Genomic DNA, 18,828 nt, shown 5'->3' with positions numbered 1-18,828 from the left:
GAGGGCGCTGTAAACCCTTCCATGGGCGCTACTTTTGCCCTCCATGGCAAAAGACCCTCGCACCGCCCTGCCACCGGCGCTCATCTCGAGGAATAGACAATCGCGCATTCAATGGGCCACCCCGGCCGCGCCGTGTTCGTCGATCAGTGCCCCGCTGTGGAAGCGGTCGATGGAAAACGGCGCGGCGATGGGATGCATCTCGCCCTTGGCCAGGCTTGCGGCGAACACATGCCCCGATCCCGGCGTCGCCTTGAAACCGCCCGTTCCCCAGCCGCAGTTGAAGTAGAGCCCCTTGACCTTGGTCTTGGAGATGATCGGACAGGCATCCGGACAGGTATCGACGATGCCGCCCCACTGACGGTTCATGCGTACGCGCGAGAAGATCGGGAACATCTCGACGATGGCCTGCAAGGTGTGCTCGACGGTGGGATAGCTGCCCCGCTGACCGTAGCCGTTGTAGCCGTCGATCCCCGCGCCGATGACCAGATCGCCCTTGTCCGACTGGCTGATATAACCGTGTACGTGATTGGACATCACCACGGTATCCAGCACCGGCTTGAGGGGCTCGGAGACCAACGCCTGCAGTGGGTGCGATTCCAGCGGTAGATTGAAACCGGCCATGCGCGCCAGCACGCTGGAATTGCCCGCCGTCACGCAGCCCACGGTCTTGGCCTCGATATCGCCGCGATTGGTATGCACGCCCTGGATCTGCCCGTCGCGAATCTTGAAGCCGGTGACCTCGGTGTTCTGCAGCAGATCGACGCCCAACGCATCGGCAGCGCGGGCGTAGCCCCAGGCCACGGCGTCGTGGCGGGCCACCCCGGCGCGCGGTTGCCAGGAAGCGCCCATGACCGGATACCGAGCACGCTTCGAGCAATCCATGATCGGCACCAGTGACTGCACGCCTTCGGCGTCGAGCACTTCACCGTCGATGCCGTTGAGGCGATTGGCGTTGACCCGGCGCTGAATGTCACGCATGTCCTGCAGCGTATGGCCCAGGTTGAGCACCCCACGCTGGGAGAACATGACGTTGTAGTTGATGTCCTGGGAGAGCCCCTCCCACAGCTTCATGGCATGCTCGTAGAGCGCCGCCGATTCATCCCATAGATAGTTGGAACGTACGATGGTGGTGTTGCGTGCGGTATTGCCGCCCCCCAGCCAGCCCTTTTCCACCACCGCCACATTGGTGATGCCGTGCTCCTTGGCCAGGTAGTAAGCGGTCGCCAAGCCATGCCCGCCGCCACCGACGATAATCACGTCGTAGCGCGGCTTGGGCGTGGGATTGCGCCACTGACGTTGCCAATCCTCGTGGTGACGCAGCGCGTGCTTGACGAGCCCGAAGCCTGAATAACGTTGCATACCCTCTCCCCTCCGCGGCCCCCGTGCTCTGGACTGGCACGACGACGTGTCTTCACATGCCGCGATGGTAGCCCTGTCGCCCCTCCGGCGGAGTGCTTGCAAACGTCATGGCCGGATGCGTTTGCGACACGCCGACGTACGCGGTCACCCGATACTCAACCGGCTGGCGGCATACTTGAACTCGGGAATCTTGCCGAAGGGGTCAAGCGCCGGGTTGGTCAGCATATTGGCCGCCGCTTCCAGATAGCAGAAAGGCACGAACACCATGCCTTGCTGCATCAGCGGATCGACGCGCGTTTTAAGGGTGATACTGCCACGCCGGGTGGTAATGGTGACCGGCTCGCCCGGTGCCAGCCGCAGGCGCCCCAACTCCGATGGGGAGAGGCTTGCCACCGCCTCGGGCTCGAGATCGTCGAGTACCCGGGTGCGCCGGGTCATGGAACCGGTGTGCCAGTGTTCCAGTTGGCGTCCGGTGATCAGCACCGTGGGGTAGTCGTCGTCGATGGATTCATCCGGCGGCAATGGCCGGGTCGGTGTGAATGTCGCCCGTCCGCTCGCGGTGGGGAAGGCGTCGGAGAACACCACGTCGGCACCAGGGGCGTCCTCGGCCGGGCAAGGATAGGTCACCGAGCTCTCGTGCTCGAGACGCTCCCAGGAGATATGCTCGAACGACGCCATACCCTGCTTCATTTCGGCGAACACCTCGCGCGGGTGCGTGTAGTCCCAGCCCAGCCCCAGGCGATTGGCAAGCGCTTGAATGATCCACCAGTCGGGCTTGGCTTCGCCAGGCAGCGGCACGGCGGCGCGGCCGAGCTGCACCTGGCGGTTGGTGTTGGTCACGCTGCCATCTTTCTCCGGCCAGCTCGAGGCCGGCAGGATCACATCGGCGAACTGCGCGGTTTCGGTGACGAACAGATCCTGCACTACCAGGTGATCGAGCTTGCCAAGCGCCTTGCGTGCATGCTCGAGGTCCGGGTCGGACATCGCGGGATTCTCGCCGAGAATATACATCCCCTTGATGGTGCCGGCGGCGATGGCATCCATGATTTCCACCACGGTGAGTCCCGGCGTTGCGTCCAGCGGCGTGTTCCATAGCTCTTCGAAGGCGGCCCGCATCTGGGCATCGCCCACCGGCTGGTAATCGGGCAGCACCATGGGGATCAGGCCGGCATCCGAGGCTCCCTGGACGTTATTCTGACCGCGCAGCGGATGCAGGCCGGTGCCGGGACGACCGGTCTGGCCGCAGGCCAGTGCCAGCGAGATCAGGCAACGGGCGTTGTCGGTGCCATGCACGTGCTGGGAGATGCCCATACCCCAGAAGATCATCGCCCGCTCGGCCTGCGCATAAAGCCGCGCGAGCTCACGAATCAGCTCAGGCTCGACGCCGCAGGCGGGCGACATCGACTCGGGCGTCATGTCACGCACATGGGTCGCGAGGGCCTCGAAGCCCTCGGTGTGGGCATCGATATAGGCCTGATCGAAAAGCTTTTCGCCGATGATGACGTTGAGCATGGCGTTATACAGCGAGACATCGCCACCGGGAGTGAAGCGCACGCTACGGTGCGCGTAGGCATCCAGCGCCTGACCGCGAGGATCGAGAATGATCAGCTTGGTGCCGTTTCTGGCCGCCTGCTTGAAGTAGGTGGCCGCCACCGGGTGGTTGATCGCCGGGTTGCAGCCGGTGAGGATCACCACATCGGCCTCGAGCGCCTGCATGAAGGAAGCCGTCACCGCCCCCGAGCCGATGCACTCCATGAGCGCGGCCACTGAGCTTGCGTGGCACAGCCGAGTGCAGTGATCGACGTTATTGCTGCCGAAGCCGGTGCGTACCAGCTTCTGGAACAACCAGGCTTCCTCGTTGGAGCATTTGGCGCTGCCGAAGCCGGCCAGGGCCTCGGGACCATGAGCCGTCTTGAGGTCGGAAAGCCCCCCGGCGGCCAGGTCCAGCGCCTCCTCCCAGCTCGCCTCGCGGAAATGGGTCAGCGGCTGAGCAGGGTCGAAGTCGGGGTCGAGCCCCTTGGCTACCCCAGGACGACGGATCAACGGCGTGGTGAGCCGCGACGGATGGCGCGGATAGTCGAAGCCGAAGCGCCCCTTGACGCACAGCCGGTTCTGATTGGAAGGCCCCTCGCGCCCCTCGACGAAGAGGATCGCATCGTCCTTGACATGGTAGGTGAGCTGGCAGCCCACCCCGCAATAGGGGCACACCGAGTCGACGGTACGATCGGCCACTGCGGAATCGCCACGACCTACCTCGTCGACCAGGGTCGCCGGCATCAGCGCCCCGGTCGGGCAGGCTTGGACGCATTCGCCACAGGCCACGCAGGTGCTCTCGCCCATGGGATCGTCAAAGTCGAAGACGATCTTTGCCTCCGCCCCGCGATGCGCCAGACCGATGACGTCATTGCCCTGCACCTCGCGACAGGCACGCACGCAGAGGTTGCACTCGATGCAGGCGTCTAGATTGACGTTCATCGCCGAATGGCTGGCGTCATGAGTCGTCGAGGCCCTGAGGGAATGTTCGGGAAGACGCACATGATTCACCGTGGACGCATCTCGGTCGGCCCGTGCCGGCAACCGCTGGCGCACCGCCGTGGCGTCGATGGCCAGTTGATCGGCCATGTCCCAGAAGTGGCTCGAGCGGTCGGGGCTGTCGCCGCGCTCGGGCTGATCGGCGATCAGCAACTCCAGCACTCCCTCGCGGGACACCCGGGCCCGCTCGGAGGTGGCGCTCTTGACCACCATTCCCGACGTCGCCTCGCGCAGACAACTGGCGGCCAGGGCGCGTTCGCCCTCGATCTCCACCATGCAGGCGCGACAATTGCCGTCGGCGCGATAGCCGGGCGCGTCTCGAAAGCACAGATGCGGAATGGTCTCGCCGACGCGCTTGGCCACCTGCCACAGGGTCTCGCCGGGACAGGCGCTGACCTCGACGCCATCCAGGGTCAGGGTAAAACCTTCGTTCAAGCTCTGCTCGCTCATGTTCATCTCCCTTAGCCCTTGACGATCAGGTTCTGGGCGGCGAGTTCGCCACGAAAATCCTTGAGTAGCCCCAACACGGGATTGGGCGCCGCCTGGCCGAGGCCACAGATGGAGGCGTCCATCATCACCTGCGACAGGCGTTCGAGCTCATCGGACTGCCACTCGTCGCGTTCAAGCAGGCTCAGCATCTTCTCGGTACCCACCCGACAGGGTGTGCACTGACCGCAGGATTCGTCGGCAAAGAAGGCCAGCAGGTTGGTGGCCACGTCGCGCAAGTCGTCCTGATCGGAGAGCACGATCACCGCCGCAGAGCCGATAAAGCCGCCGTGCTCCTGAAGCGTGTCGAAGTCCAGCGGGATATCCGCCTTGCTCGCCGGAAGAAGTCCCCCAGAGGCACCACCGGGCAGGTAGCCGGCCAGACGGTGCCCCTCGGGCATGCCGCCGCCATACTCCTCGATCAGCTCATTGAGGGTGATGCCGGCAGGCGCCAGGTGCACGCCTGGGCGCTTGACCCGACCCGAGAGCGAGAAGCTACGCAGGCCCTTGCGGCCATGGCGCCCCTGACCGGCGAACCAGTCGGCGCCCTTCTCCCAGATCAACGGGATCCAGGCAACGGTCTCGACGTTATTGACCAGGGTCGGGCAATCGAAAAGGCCCCTCTGGGCGACATAGGGTGGGCGATGGCGCGGCTTGCCGGGCTTGCCTTCCAGCGACTCGATCATCGCCGACTCCTCGCCGCAGATGTAGGCCCCGGCACCACGCCGCAGGATAATATAGTCGGGCGCTACCAGACCGGCGGTCTCGAGCTCGCCGATCGCCTCGCGCAGTACCCGATGCAGGCCGGGGTATTCGTCGCGCAGATAGATATACAACGCCTCGGCCTCCACCGCCCAGGCGCTGACCAGGGCTCCTTCGAGGAAGCGATGCGGTGAGCGCTCCAGGTAGACGCGGTCCTTGAAGGTGCCAGGTTCACCCTCGTCGGCGTTGATGGCGCAGTAACGTGGGCCGGTCTCCTGGCGCACGAAATACCACTTCTTGAAGGTCGGGAAGCCGGCGCCGCCCAGGCCACGCAGGTTGGCGGCTTCCAGCGTCTGCATCAGCGTCTCGACCGTGATGCGCCCCGCGTGGCAATCGGCAAGCAACCCATAGCCGCCTGCGGCGCGATAGTCCGCCAGGCGTTGCCAGAGAATCGCCTCGGGATGGTAGTGGCCGGTATCGATCACCGCTTTGACACCCTCGGCGGTAGCGTAGAGCACATGGTGATGCCCCACCTCGACCACCGGCGCCGTCTCGCAGCGGCCCATGCAGGGGCCACGCACCACCCTGACCGCCTCTGGATCGACCCCAGCCGTCAGTTCCGCCTTGAGCGCTTCGGCGCCGGCCAACTGGCAGGAAAGCGAATCGCAGACCCGCACCGTCACCTCAGGCGGTAACGCCTGATCATCGTGAACCACGTCGAAGTGGGCATAGAAAGTCGCCGTCTCGTAGACCGCCGCCATGGGCAGGTTCATATAGGCGGCCAGCGCGCGCAGCTCGGCGAGGGCGAGATGCCCTCGCGCGTCCTGAATGGCATGCAGATGCTCGATCAACAGATCGCGACGCCGCAGTTCCGGGTGGCTACGCTCGTCGCCGAGAAGCGCCCGAAGCGCCGCCAGCGCGACAGGAGCCAAATCACGGCCACGGGCCTTGCCGCGGAAACGACGCTTGGGAGTGAGGGTCTCGACGGTCATGGCATGCTCATTATCAGTAGGCACTTGCCCGGGAGCGTGCTGTCCGGCGGGACTGGCCGCCATGGAAAGCAATCCCCGGCTATCGGCCATCCTGTCCGCAGACAGGCGCCTCGTTGCATGTTAGCCCCGGTCTCACACCGGGGCCATTGATTGCCGCTCAGGCGGCCACGCTGCCGTGCGGGTCGATGACGAATTTCTTGGCCACGCCACCGTCGAAGTCCGCGTAGCCGCGTGGTGCTTCGTCCAAAGAGATGACCTCGACATTGACCGCATCGGCGATGTTCACCTTGTCGAACAGGATCGCCTGCATCAGTTGCCGGTGATACTTCATCACCGGGCACTGGCCGGTATGGAAGGAGTGGGATTTGGCCCAACCCTGGCCGAGACGCATCGACAGGTTACCCTGCTGGGCTTCCTGGCTCTCGGCGCCCGGGTCTTCGGTAACATAAAGTCCGGGGATGCCGATCTGACCGCCGGCACGGGTGACGTCCATGCAGGCATTGAGCACCGTGGCGGGCTGCTCGTGCGCGTGGTTGTGGCCATGGCAACGCGCCTCGAAGCCCACTGCATCCACCGCACTGTCCACTTCACGTGCGCCGAGGATGGGTTCCAGCATGTCCGCCATCGGCGTGTCCTGACGCAGGTCCAGGGTCTCGCAGCCAAAGCTTTCGGCCTGGTCGAGACGCTGCGGGTTCATGTCGCCGACGATGACGCAGGCGGCGCCCAGCAGTTGGGCGGAAACCGCTGCCGCCAGGCCCACCGGGCCAGCCCCGGCGATGTAGACGGTGCTGCCGGGGCCGACTCCGGCGGTGGCACAGCCGTGAAAGCCGGTGGGGAAGATATCGGACAGCAGGGTCAAATCGCGAATCTTGTCCATGGCGATGTCGCGGTCGGGGAACTTCAACAGATTGAAGTCCGCATAGGGCACCATGACGTACTCGGTCTGGCCACCGACCCACCCGCCCATGTCGACATAACCATAGGCAGCGCCCGGACGCGCGGGATTGACGTTGAGGCAGATGCCGGTCTGGCCTTCCTTGCAGTTGCGGCAACGCCCGCAGGCGATGTTGAAGGGCACCGAGACAACATCGCCGGCGCCGATGAACTCGACGTCACGCCCGCACTCGACGACTTCGCCGGTGATCTCGTGCCCCAGCACCATGCCGCTCGGCGCGGTAGTGCGCCCGCGCACCATGTGCTGATCGCTACCACAGATGTTGGTGGTGATGACCTTGAGAATCACGCCGTGCTCGCATTTGCGATTGCCCAGCGCCAGTTCGGGAAAGGGGATCGGTTGGACCTCGACATGGCCGGCACCCATGTAGATCACGCCGCGGTTGGCTGCACTCATGGTGATTGTCCTTTATTTCGTGGTGAGAGGCGTCGTGGCGTCAAACGCCACTCTTCGACCATAGCCCTCTTGCTGGCGCGTAATGTTCCCAGCGAGTCATCGCCATGCCCAAAAGAGACATCGAAGAACGCAATCCGGCGTTCTTGCCGCTCAACGCATAACGCCATGCAAACGTCGACCTACCACGATTTGTTTAGTCGCCTTATCGTAAGCAGGGCTTGTTCCCGCTGTAGGGCCATGTTATTCAAGCCAATACTCAAAGATGCCCCGTGAGGCATCGCCCGCCACCGGAGTTCGCCATGGAGGCCTCGACCGCCACCGCCTCGTCTCGTTCACAGTCCTACCCCGCTCGCCTGACCGGCATGAGCTGGACGCATTTTCTCAACGACGGCGCCGCCAATTATCTGCCGGGCGTGCTGCCGGCGATTCTGATCTCGCTCAACCTGTCGGTAGCGCTGGCCGGAACGATCATGGCGGCCTTGCTGATGGGCCAGGCACTGCAACCGCTGGTGGGAATTTTCGCCGACCGGGTCGGGGGCCGCGTCATGGTCGCCCTGGGGCTCGCCGGTTCGTCGCTGGGCGGCGCCCTGATAGGCTTCGCCTCGGGCTTTTGGCCTCTGCTCGGCATTCTGATGCTGATCGGGATCTCCAACGCCTTCTTCCATCCCCAGGCGCTGGCCGGGATTCGTCGCCTGGGTGGCGAACGCCCGGGAACCGCGATGTCGATCTTCATGGTCGGCGGCGAGGTAGGACGCGGTGTGTGGCCGGCCCTGGCAAGCTGGGTGGTGGTGCAGTGGGGCCTGGGTTATCTGTGGCTGCTCGCCCTGCCCGCGCTCGTCACGCTGCCGTTCGTGCTGCACTGGGCGCCGCGCCTACCGCCGCGCGACGCGAATGCCACCCCCATCGCCTGGCGTCTGCATGCCGGCCCGCTCTCGCGGTTGGTGACCTTTTCCGCTCTGCGTTCGCTGATGATTCTCTCGGTGGTGACCTATGTACCGTTGATGTGGGCCCAGGGCGGGGGCGATCTAACCACCGGCGCCAGCTTCATCACCGTCATGCTGGTCGTCGGCGTGATCGGCAACCTCGGCGGCGGACGGCTCTCGGATCGCTTCGGCCGACGCCCGGTATTGATCGCTGCCATGAGTATCTCGGTCATCATGCTGGCGGCCTTCCTGATGGCCGAAGGCATCTGGCTGTGGATCGTGCTCGGCGTGCTGGGCATCAGCCTGTTCGCGACCTTGCCGCTGGGCGTTCTCATCGCCCAAGACATCCTACCCGAGAACCGCTCGCTGGGATCGGGCATGGCGCTGGGTCTGGCCAACGCGCTAGCGGCCCTCGGCGTGATGCTGCTGGGGCCGGTCGCCGCGCTCTGGGCGCCCGCCGCACCACTGTGGATCGCCTTGGGCGGCGGCGTGGTCAGCATCTTCCTCGCCAGCGGGCTGCCAGAGCACGCCTCGGCTCGCTGAGGGAGCCTTGTAATGCAGATCGAATCGTTCATTCAACTCCTGACGCCGATCGAGGAGTACGCCGATGCCCCGCTCGACGAACGTCGGCGCCTCTATGAAGCCTTGCATGCCAAATATCGTCCCGCCGACCCGGCAGGCATGCAGGTCAACGACGATATCGTGGCCGGGGTCGCCGTACGCCGCTTCCTACCGGCACAGCTCATTGGCGAGCGTGTTGTCTATGTGCATGGCGGCGGTTGGAACCTGGGGTCAGCGAAGAGCCACCATGGGATCACCGCCGATCTCGCCGAGCGGCTCGAACGCGAGGTCGTCAGCGTCGATTACCGCTTGCTGCCGGAGGTGCGCTATAGCGAGGCGCTGGACGACTGCCGCGCAGTAGTGGAAGCGCTTGATCCGGTCGCGGTGATCGGCGATAGCGCCGGAGGGCGACTGGCTCTCGACATCGCGGGCACGCGCCAGTGGTCAGGCATCCTGGGTTTGATTTATCCGGTGGTGGAGACGCCGACGCCCGAGACGCTGGGAGAAGATGGCCCGCTGTTGTCACGGGCGGATATTCTCGCGTTGTGGGAGATGGCCGCCAACGACGTGCCCAAGCTCGACCCACATACTCCGCCCGCCATGCGCATAGAAGCATTGGCAGTGGAGCACGACCCGCTGACGCGACCGTTAGAGCAGGCCATCGAACGCTGGCGTTCGGCAGGCGCCTCAGTCGGCTACCGTTGCGCGCCGAACATGGTTCATTCGGCACTGCACGGCCACGCCGAGCTGCCCGATATGGCCGCCGCCTGGCAGGATTTCTGTCAGGCACTGCGGGCGCGCCTGAACGACACCTAGGCCTTATCTGACACCCCGCGCCACTCTCAGCTTCCCAGTTGTGCCTTGACTGCATCGATGGCCGGCTCGCCCGTCTTGGTGGTCACGCCATCGAGCCACTGGGCCACGGTATCGTAGTGGTTGCGGATCCACTCGCTGGCGACTTCGTCGGCAGGACGCTCTTCATGGCTATACTCGTAGATCCAGTCGTTCTGATCCTCGATCGAGATCCGATACTGCGACAGGAAACGATAGAGATTGGCATCCTCCGCTTTTAGATCGGCCGGCACCACGGTCCAGACCGTGCTCTTGATCCCGGCGACACCGCTATCATCGTCGTCCTTCAGGTAATAAAGATCGTAGCTGACGTTCATCCAGTGCGGCTCCCAGCCGACGAACGTCACCCACTCCCGATTGGCGATGCGCTGATCGGCGTAGGCGAGCATCGCCGAGGTCGAGCTCTCGCGTAGGTCCCAATCACCGAGCCCCACTTTATCGTCGTCAATGGCCGCCAGGACCGCATCGTTGATACCAGTACCAGCCTCGATGCCCTGTATCTCGCCATCGAAGCGCTCCCGATATTGAGCGAGATCGGCGACACTTTCGACGCCCGCCTCGTGGACATATTCCGGCACCACCAGCCCCGAATTGGCATCGTCGATGTTCTCGGTGAGCTTGACCACTTTATCGTCGTCGACCAGCGGTTCGATCATTTCCTGTTCGATGGGATACCAGCCACCGAGGTAGACATCAATATCATCGCTGGTCAGGCCATTGAGAATGACGCCCACCGCCAGCTCATTTTGCTCGGTGCGATATCCCATGGCATCGAGAAGTTGCGACGCAACCTCCGACTTGACCGTTACCCCCGGCCATGGCGGCACCCCAAAGCGCACGGTGTCGAGATCGGCTTGCGCCGGACCGGCAGCGACCCACGCCAACGGCAACAAGGCGAGCGAAGAACGAAATGGCATCTTGCGCATGGTATGGCTCCATCGGTTATTTGCGGCTCCCCTACTCTGCGTCACCTCGCCGTAGAGGTTTGCCATAAAGCGACAAAAAACACACGCAAAACGCCTAATATAAGATTTAAGCGATAATTATCACCGCAGTACATCTTCTTCGCGCAGCAGCATGAGAATAGCCTCGGCGCCCTGTTCCGGAGACACGTCCGTCAGCACCTGGCCACCGCCGCCTTCGGCTTTGGCGGCGGCGGCCTTGAAGCGGTCTCGTGCCGAGGCGGCCTTGACGATCTTGAGGCGTTTGGGACGCTGACGGGCGGGTTGCACTTGCCATGCGGCCCATTCTTCATCATCGCTCACCGGCCCTGCCGTCGTCTCGAATGCACCGCGTCGCGCCGGCCCGTAGGCACTCTGGCGCGGCGCGGGAGCCGCGTTATCGACAGTGACGATGGCCGGCAGGCGAACCTTGAGGCGCCGCCGCTGCCCACGTGGCAGGGCCTGCAGCAAGGTCGCCACACCGTCCTCGACGCTTTCCACCGCTGCCAGACCACTCACCAGGGGCCAGCCGAGGCGCTCTGCGAGCAGGTAGGGCAACAGACCCGAGCCTTCGCCCCGTTCGGCACGCTCGCCGGCGATCACCAGGTGCGGCGACGTCGCATCCAAGGCCTCGGCGAGCGCAGGCAGCACATCGGCGCCTTCGGGCTGCTCGAGTAGCGACAATTGGGTGAAGCCCATGCCCAGATAGCCGCGCAATGCCGCTTCGCTACTTTCATCGCGCATGCCGGCATGCAGCAGACGCACCTGAGCATCCGCCAAGGAGCGCGCCAGTTCCACACCCCGGGCGTCCTGGTCGGCACGCCGCGTCCTTCCCGTCAGCGGATGACGACCGACGGAAACCAGCACCGTCACCTCGAGCGCTGGCATCGTGGTAACTTCAGGCTGCATCGCGTTTCTCCTCTCGCGCTTGTGCCACCAGGGTGACCAGCGCCTCGAGTATCTGGGTCGCGTCCCCGATCACCGCGAGATCGGCGCGCTTGATCATGTCGCACCCTGGGTCCATGTTGATCGCCACTACCTTGTCACAGGTCTGGATCCCCTGCAGGTGCTGGATGGCGCCGCTGATGCCCACGGCGACATAGACTCTCGCCGTCACCCAGGTGCCGGTGGCGCCCACCTGACGGTCGCGGGCCATGAAGCCATCATCCACCGCCACACGTGAGGCGCCTTCGGTAGCCCCCAACACCTCGGCGGCATGATGGAAACCTGGCCAATCCTTGACGCCATTGCCGGCGGAAAGAATGAATTCGGCTTCAGACAATGCCACGCCGGACGGATCGACACTGACTTGGCCAAGATCTTGGATACGCGACAAGGTCGATGGCAACGGCTGAGGCAAGGCCAGTTCGGTGGCGGCGTGGCGCGTCTCGCTGACCGGTTCGGCACATTCGGCCAGCGCCAGGGCGACTCGCGACAAGGGGCGCCGAATGTCCAGCGACCCCGCCGCGCCCCGCGCGGTGCACTGCCAGCCCATGACCGCCTCGGCATCCGCTGCGACCTGCCAGACGCTCGTCGCCGGCCGTTCGCCGAGACGCACTGCCAGGCGCCGGCCCAGCTCGCCACCGCCCAGTTTGGAATCCGGCAGCAACCAATGGCGCGGTGCCCAGGCCTCTTCGACCAGGGTCAGCGCGCCCAGACGCGCCTCGGGGGCGTAGCCTGCGACATCCGGTGAATCGAGATGCAGCAGGCGATCGACTCCCGCCTCGGCGAAGCTCGTCTCCTTATGGGGACCGAAGATCACCGCGACCACCGCGCCCCGGGCTACCGGATCGGCATCGGCGAGCTGGCGCGCCAGGCCGAGCAGATCGCGATCATGCCCGCTCAGGCGGCCGCCGGCCATGTCCGGCACCACCGCGACCAGAAAGGCCGGCGCTTCGATCTCGACCAGCGGCTTGCGCTCGGCAGCCGGTCTCATCGCACCGCCGCCACCCGCACCTTGTTGCGTGCCGCTACGGTCGATGCGCTTTACGCCATTGGGACCGACGAATCCAATCGCGTGCGGATTTCTGCGTACGAGACCGTTGGGACCCTGCCATTCACTGGCCGCGCCCTGGCCCGCCGCCAGGAGCACTTCAGCATGGCGCGGATGCAGGCGATTGCGGGCGATCCATTCCTGGCGGGGATCGCGACGTGGAAGATCGCTCATGACATGACCTCCTCGGTGGCCTGCGGGGTCGAGGCATCACGCGGTGCAAGCGTCGCCTCGGGCGTGGTATCCAGCGCGACGGCAACCATCTCGGCGATATCCTTGACCGCGACCTCTTCGTCGCCCGTTGGCGGGACGACACCTTCGAACATGGCCGTGCATTGCGGGCAGCCCACCACGACCTGCTCGGCCTGAGTTTCGCGCACGTCTCCCATGCGCATGTCGGGGATGCGCTGCTTGCCGGGAACATCGGTAATCGGCGCCCCGCCACCGCCACCGCAGCAACGCGAGCGATAGCCCGAGCGCTGCATCTCGACCAGCTCGACACCCAGCGCCTTCAGTACCGCGCGGGGGGCTTCGTATTCACCGTTGTAGCGGCCCAGGTAGCAGGGGTCGTGATAGGTCACCCGCGACGCCTGGCCCGGCGCCAGTCGCAACCGACCGGACTCGATCAACTGATTGATGAAGGTGCTGTGATGCCAGACCGGGTAGCTGCTTTCCTGCCCTGGCGGATAGAAGGCGCCGTATTCATTCTTGAGCACGTGGAAGCTGTGCGGATCGCAGGTGACGACACAGTCGAAGTGATACTGGGACAGCGTGGCGATATTGCGCCGCGCCAGCGACTGGAAGGTTGCCTCGTCGCCGAGACGGCGCGCCACGTCGCCGCTGTCACGCTCTTCGTTGCCGAGCACGGCGAAGTCGACACCGGCGGCGCGCAGTACCTTGACCAGAGCGCGCAGCGTGCGTTGATTGCGCATATCGAAGACGCCGTCACCCAACCACAGCAACACCTCGGCGCGTTCGACGTCGGCCATCAACGGCAGCTCGAGATCCGCCGCCCAGTTGAGTCGCCCGCCGGGGTCGAAACCGCCGGGATTGTCGGTGGCGATCAGATTGTCGATCACCTCGGCGCCCTTGCCGGGGGTCGCGCCTTCTTCAAGGGTCAGATGACGACGCATGTCGACGATGGCATCGACGTGCTCGATCATCATCGGGCACTCCTCGACGCAGGCCCGACAGGTGGTGCAGGACCACAGTGTCTCGGCATCGACCAACGCCTTGCCGTCTTTTGTAGAGGCCGGCGCGACGATGGGTCCATGCGGTGAGCCTTGGTGCTCGCCGATGGGTGTTTGTGGATAAGGCGAGCCGGTATAGCCGGCGTCGCTGCCCCCGGCCATGCCCACCACCATGTCCTGGATCAGTTTCTTGGGGTTGAGCGGCTGGCCGGCGGCGAAGGCCGGGCAGACCGCTTCGCAGCGCCCGCATTGCACGCAGGCATCGAAACCCAGCAACTGGTTCCAGGTGAAATCGGCAGGCTGGCCGACACCCAACGGCGCCTCGGCATCGTCGAGATCGAGCGCCTTGAGGCCGGTGGATGGATAGCCACCGTGTTGCGTATCGGCAAAGCGCTCGGGACGGCGATGAAAGGCCAGATGCAAGGCACCGGCGAAAGCATGCTTCATCGGCCCACCCCAGGTCATGCCTACTACCAATTCCGCCAGCCCCCAGGCCACCACACCGGCCAGCAACAAGGCGACCAGCCAGCCGCCCACGCCTTGTGAAAAGCCGGATGGCAGTACGCCCACCGCCGGCAGGGTGACGACGAAGATACCCAGCGAGAACGCCATCAGGCTCTTGGGAAGGCGCATCCACGGCCCCTTCGACAAGCGTGCCGGCGGGTTGCGCCGCCGCCGGACGACGAACAGGCTACCCGCAAACATGGTCGCGCTGGCCGCCAACAACAACCAACCGAGCATACCCTCAGCCAGTCCCAGGCCGTGCACAATGACTGCAAGCCCCAGCGCCGCGACGAAGCCTCCGGCGGTAGCCACATGAGTATTGGCCATCACCTTGTCGCGCGCCACCACATGGTGCAGATCGACCAGATAACGTCGCGGCATCGCAGCCAGGCCACGTAAGAAAGCCACCTTCGACGCCCGCCCCCGGCGCCACAACCGCACACGCCGCCAGGCACCCAGCGCCGCCAAGACCAAGGCAGCAAAGATTAGGGTCGGCAAGAGGATATCGAGCATATTAACCACCTCACTTTGGGGCTACGAGCTACGAGCTACGAGCTCCGGACTACAACAGTGTTGCTCGCGGCTCGTTGCTCGAAGCTCGTGGCTGACGCGAAGCGCCTTCAGAAATCCTTGCAAATCCGCAGGGCGTCGTAGATCGCCGCATGCGTATTGCGCGGCGCGGTGCAGTCGCCCACGCGAAACAGCAGGAAGCCGGATTGTGCGTCGTCGTCCAGCGTCGCCAGGCTGGGTTGCGGCGCGGCGGCGTAGTGCGCCTCGAGGTCGAGCTGACCATGATTGCGCGCGCGTTCCTTGAGCGCGTAATACAGTGATTCATTCGGACGCACGCCATTCTCGACGACCACCTGATCGACCACGCGCTCTTCCTGGGCGCCGGTGTATTCGTTCTCCAATACCGCCACCAGCGATGTGCCCTCGCGATAGACCTTATGCAGCGCCAGGTCCGAGGTCATGATGACCTCCTTCTCGTAGAGGCTGCGGTAATAGGTGGGAAAGGTCGTACCGCCGACCGCACTGCCGGGCTTGGTATCGTCGGTGACGATTTCCACCTGGGCGCCTTTGTCGGCCAGGTAGTCGGCCACCGAGACCCCGGTGAATTCGCAGAGGGTATCGAACACCAGCACATTCTTGCCCGGCGCCACCTCACCGCCGAGGACATCCCAGGCGCTGACGACCAGGCTTTCGTCGCGGTCTTGTGCATAGCCCCATTCGGGTACCTGGGTCAGAAACGGCTGGCCGCCAGTGGCGAGGACGACGATGTCGGGACGCAGGTCCTCGATGGTCGCCTCGTCGGCGCGCGCACCCAGTCGGACATCGACCTTGAGCCGCGTCAGTTCGAGCTGAAACCAGCGCGTGATGCCGGCGATCTGATCGCGCTGCGGCGCCTTGGCGGCCAGCGTGATCTGTCCGCCCAACGCCTCGGCAGCCTCAAACAGCGTGACCGAGTGGCCACGTTCGGCGGCGACCCGCGCCGCTTCCATGCCGCCCGGCCCGCCACCCACGACCACTACTTGGCGTTGGGGGCCGGCGCTTTTCTCGATCTCGTGCGGCAGGCCCATGTATTCGCGGGACGACGCCGCGTTCTGGATACACAACACGTCGAGGCCCTGGTACTGACGGTCGATACAGTAGTTGGCGCCCACACACTGCTTGATCCGGTCGGTCTGCCCCATCTGGACCTTGGCGATCAGGTGCGGATCGGCGATATGCGCGCGGGTCATGCCCACCATGTCGACGTAGCCACCTTCGAGAATGCGGTTGGCCTGGGTGGGGTCCTTGATGTTCTGGGCATGGATCACCGGGGCGTTGACCACTTCCTTGATGCCCGCCGCCAGGTGCAGGAACGGCTCCGGCGGGTAGGTCATGTTGGGGATCACGTTGGCCAAGGTATCGTGGGTATCGCAGCCCGAGCCCACCACGCCAAAGAAGTCGACCTGGCCGGTCGCATCGTAGTAGGCGGCGATGTCCTTCATATCGTCGTGGGTCAAACCATCCGGATGAAACTCGTCGCCGCAGATGCGCATGCCGACCACGAAATCGTCACCGACCTCGGCGCGTACCGCCTTGAGCACTTCCATGCCGAACCGCATGCGGCCCTCGAAGCTGCCGCCCCACTCATCGGTGCGCTTGTTGACGCGCGGGCTCCAGAACTGGTCGATCAGATGCTGGTGCACGGCGGACAGCTCGACGCCGTCCAACCCACCTTCCTTGGCGCGCCGCGCGCCCTGGGCGAAATCGTCGATGATCCGCCAGATGTCTTCTTCCTCGATGGTCTTGCAGGTCGAGCGATGCACCGGCTCGCGAATCCCCGAAGGCGACAGCAGCACCGGCCAGTCGTGACCGTCCCACCGTGAGCGACGCCCCATGTGGGTGATCTGGATCATGATCTTGCCGCCGTGCTTGTGGACGGCATCGGCGAGGTTCTGAAAGTGCGGAATGATGCGGTCGGTGGTCAGGTTCACCGAGCTCCACCAGGCCTGGGGGCTATCGATCGATACCGGCGACGAGCCGCCGCAGATAGAAAGCCCCACGCCGCCCTTGGCTTTCTCTTCGTAGTATTTGACGTAGCGCTCGGTGGTCATGCCGCCATCGGTGGCATGGACCTCGGCATGGGCGGTGCTGACCACGCGGTTGCGAATCGTCAGCTTGCCGATCTCGATGGGTTGGAAAAGTGCGTCGAATGCCATCGTGGAAACCTCAGCCGGCTAATTGAGAGCGGGGAGTGACCTGGAAGCGCCCGACATCGCAGGCGGGCTCGGCGGCGCTCTGGGTCTGCTCGGCGACGGTGCGCAGCTCGCTGCCGCGCGCGGCGAGGATCTGATCCATCGCCCCGGCGAACCAACCGGTGAACATGTAATCCACCTTGTGGCCGACCTTGCCCTGTTGATAAACGAAGGCGCTGTCTTCCAGACGCACGCAGGCAGTGCCCGCGTCGAGGTCGATCGCCTCGGTGAAGAAGCGCCCCCAGCCGCGTTGCGAGAGGCGCTTCATGTAATGTTCGAAGACGTCCACACCTGTGATGCCGTGGCATTCGGCTTCTTTCTCGCACCAGTGCCAGGCACTCTTGTAGCCCGCGTGATAGAGAATCTCGGCGTAGGTCTCGATGCCCAGCGCCTGCTCCACGGCGACGTGGTTGTTGACGAAAAAATGGCGCGGCACATAGAGCATGGGCAGCGCATCGGTGGTCCAAACGCCGGTCTCGCTATCCACCTCGATGGGCAATTCGGGAGGCATCTTGGTCACGGTCGTATTCCTCAAATCTTGCTGATTGTTATGGCCCTACCGCGGCTTCGGGCTTCGGCAGCATTTTAGCTCGCAGCCCGTAGCTCGCCGCTTATATCTCACGGCCCATGGCTCGCCGCTCGTGGCTTATTCTCCCCAAACATCCTTGAGCACTCGCATCCAGTTCTCACCCATGATCTTGCGCACCTGTCGCTCGCTCATGCCGCGTCGCAAGAGCGCCTCGGTGAGGTTGCCGAACTCACCGATGGTGCGTATGCCCTCGGGATTGATGATGGTCCCGAAGTTAGTCAGTCGACGAGCGTAGCCCTTGTCGTGGGTCAGCCATTCGAAAAAGGCTTGATCCTGTCCTTGGGTGAAGTCGGTGCCGATGCCGATGGCATCCTCGCCGACGATGTTCATCACGTATTCGATGGCTTCGACGTAGTCGTCGACGGTGGCGTCGACACCCGCACGCAAGAAGGGAGTGAACATGGTCACGCCGACGAAGCCGCCATGCTCGGCGATGAAGCGCAACTCGGCATCGGACTTGTTGCGGGGATGTTCCTTGAGCCCGGACGGCAGGCAGTGGGAATAACAGACCGGCTTTTGCGATTCGAGAATGACTTCCTCGGAGGTTTTCGCCCCGACATGGGAGAGATCGCACATCACGCCCACGCGGTTCATCTCGGCGACGATCTCGCGGCCGAAGCCGGAAAGTCCGCCGTCACGCTCGTAGCAGCCGGTGCCGACCAAGTTCTGGGTGTTGTAGCACATCTGTACGATGCCTACGCCAAGGCGCTTGAAGACCTCGACATAGCCGATCTGGTCCTCGAAGGCGTGAGCGTTCTGGAAGCCGTAGATGATGCCGGTCTTGCCTTCTTCCTTGGCGCGGGTGATATCGGCGGTGGTGTGCACGGGCCGCACCAGGTCGTCGCTCGCCGCAAGTAGCGCGTTGGTCTGGACGATATTGTCGACGGTGGCCTGAAATCCCTCCCAAACCGAGACGGTGCAGTTGGCGGCGGTCAAACCGCCCCGACGCATGTCTTCGAGTAGTTCACGGTTCCATTTGGCGATGATCAGGCCATCGATAACGATGGCGTCGTCGTGCAGTGCTTGGGCAGTCATGGGTCTCGCTCCCGGGATGGCGTCATGCGGCCAGCTTAGCCCCGTCCCCGAGGCCGCCGACGCTTGGAAGCGACGAG

The 18,828-nt window shown here is 64.3% G+C and carries 13 protein-coding genes; 2 read left to right on the top strand and 11 right to left on the bottom strand.

What is annotated here, in order from left to right; all coding sequences use genetic code 11:
* Positions 1-108: 108 nt before the first annotated feature.
* The 4 genes from L1071_RS02605 to fdhA form a co-directional block, all read right to left on the bottom strand.
* Complete coding sequence (locus tag L1071_RS02605) at positions 109-1,359, bottom strand: sarcosine oxidase subunit beta family protein (protein WP_246897089.1); 1,251 nt, start codon at positions 1,357-1,359, stop codon at positions 109-111.
* 144 nt (positions 1,360-1,503) lie between these two features.
* The gene (fdhF, locus tag L1071_RS02600) at positions 1,504-4,341 is read right to left on the bottom strand and encodes a formate dehydrogenase subunit alpha (RefSeq protein ID WP_246968315.1); all 2,838 of its coding nucleotides are present in this window, start codon (positions 4,339-4,341) and stop codon (positions 1,504-1,506) included.
* 11 nt (positions 4,342-4,352) lie between these two features.
* Entirely contained in the window at positions 4,353-6,071 is a 1,719-nt protein-coding gene (locus tag L1071_RS02595) for an NADH-ubiquinone oxidoreductase-F iron-sulfur binding region domain-containing protein (protein WP_246968312.1), read from the bottom strand.
* Between the two features lie 157 nt (positions 6,072-6,228).
* A complete protein-coding gene (gene fdhA, locus L1071_RS02590) occupies positions 6,229-7,422 on the bottom strand; it encodes a formaldehyde dehydrogenase, glutathione-independent (RefSeq protein WP_246968309.1) in 1,194 nt (397 codons plus the stop codon).
* A 299-nt stretch (positions 7,423-7,721) separates the two neighbouring features.
* On the opposite strand from fdhA, the gene L1071_RS02585 reads away from it, so the two are divergent.
* Together L1071_RS02585 and L1071_RS02580 are read left to right on the top strand one after the other, a co-directional pair.
* Positions 7,722-8,888 carry an MFS transporter gene (locus L1071_RS02585; protein ID WP_246968306.1) on the top strand — a complete coding sequence of 389 codons (1,167 nt, stop codon included), beginning with the start codon at positions 7,722-7,724 and terminating at the stop codon, positions 8,886-8,888.
* A gap of 12 nt (positions 8,889-8,900) precedes the next feature.
* A complete protein-coding gene (locus L1071_RS02580) occupies positions 8,901-9,722 on the top strand; it encodes an alpha/beta hydrolase fold domain-containing protein (protein WP_246968303.1) in 822 nt (273 codons plus the stop codon).
* A 26-nt stretch (positions 9,723-9,748) separates the two neighbouring features.
* Here the strand turns inward: L1071_RS02580 and L1071_RS02575 are convergent, their stop codons facing one another.
* The 7 genes from L1071_RS02575 to L1071_RS02545 all read right to left on the bottom strand — a co-directional run bounded on the left by L1071_RS02575 (position 9,749) and on the right by L1071_RS02545 (position 18,751).
* Positions 9,749-10,684 carry a glycine betaine ABC transporter substrate-binding protein gene (locus L1071_RS02575; RefSeq protein ID WP_343315161.1) on the bottom strand — a complete coding sequence of 312 codons (936 nt, stop codon included), beginning with the start codon at positions 10,682-10,684 and terminating at the stop codon, positions 9,749-9,751.
* Positions 10,685-10,804: 120 nt separating this feature from the next.
* Positions 10,805-11,608 (bottom strand): electron transfer flavoprotein subunit beta, encoded by an 804-nt coding sequence (etfB, locus tag L1071_RS02570; protein WP_246968300.1) that lies wholly within the window; start codon positions 11,606-11,608, stop codon positions 10,805-10,807.
* Positions 11,598-12,866 carry an electron transfer flavoprotein subunit alpha gene (etfA, locus tag L1071_RS02565; RefSeq protein WP_246968297.1) on the bottom strand — a complete coding sequence of 423 codons (1,269 nt, stop codon included), beginning with the start codon at positions 12,864-12,866 and terminating at the stop codon, positions 11,598-11,600. The genes etfB and etfA overlap by 11 nt, the downstream gene beginning before the upstream one ends.
* Entirely contained in the window at positions 12,863-14,899 is a 2,037-nt protein-coding gene (locus L1071_RS02560) for a (Fe-S)-binding protein (protein WP_246968294.1), read from the bottom strand. Before L1071_RS02560 ends, etfA begins: the two co-directional genes overlap by 4 nt.
* A gap of 107 nt (positions 14,900-15,006) precedes the next feature.
* Positions 15,007-17,091, bottom strand: coding sequence for a dimethylglycine demethylation protein DgcA (gene dgcA, locus L1071_RS02555; protein WP_246968292.1), 2,085 nt, complete (start codon positions 17,089-17,091; stop codon positions 15,007-15,009).
* Between the two features lie 10 nt (positions 17,092-17,101).
* The gene (locus tag L1071_RS02550; RefSeq protein WP_246968290.1) at positions 17,102-17,647 is read right to left on the bottom strand and encodes a DUF5943 domain-containing protein; all 546 of its coding nucleotides are present in this window, start codon (positions 17,645-17,647) and stop codon (positions 17,102-17,104) included.
* A 126-nt stretch (positions 17,648-17,773) separates the two neighbouring features.
* Complete coding sequence (locus L1071_RS02545; RefSeq protein ID WP_246968285.1) at positions 17,774-18,751, bottom strand: dipeptidase; 978 nt, start codon at positions 18,749-18,751, stop codon at positions 17,774-17,776.
* Between the last annotated feature and the right edge of the window lie 77 nt (positions 18,752-18,828).

Source organism: Chromohalobacter sarecensis, assembly GCF_023061135.1.
GTDB lineage: Bacteria > Pseudomonadota > Gammaproteobacteria > Pseudomonadales > Halomonadaceae > Chromohalobacter > Chromohalobacter sarecensis.
Note: the sequence above shows the minus strand (reverse complement) of the source record. Positions and strands in the feature narration are given on the sequence as shown.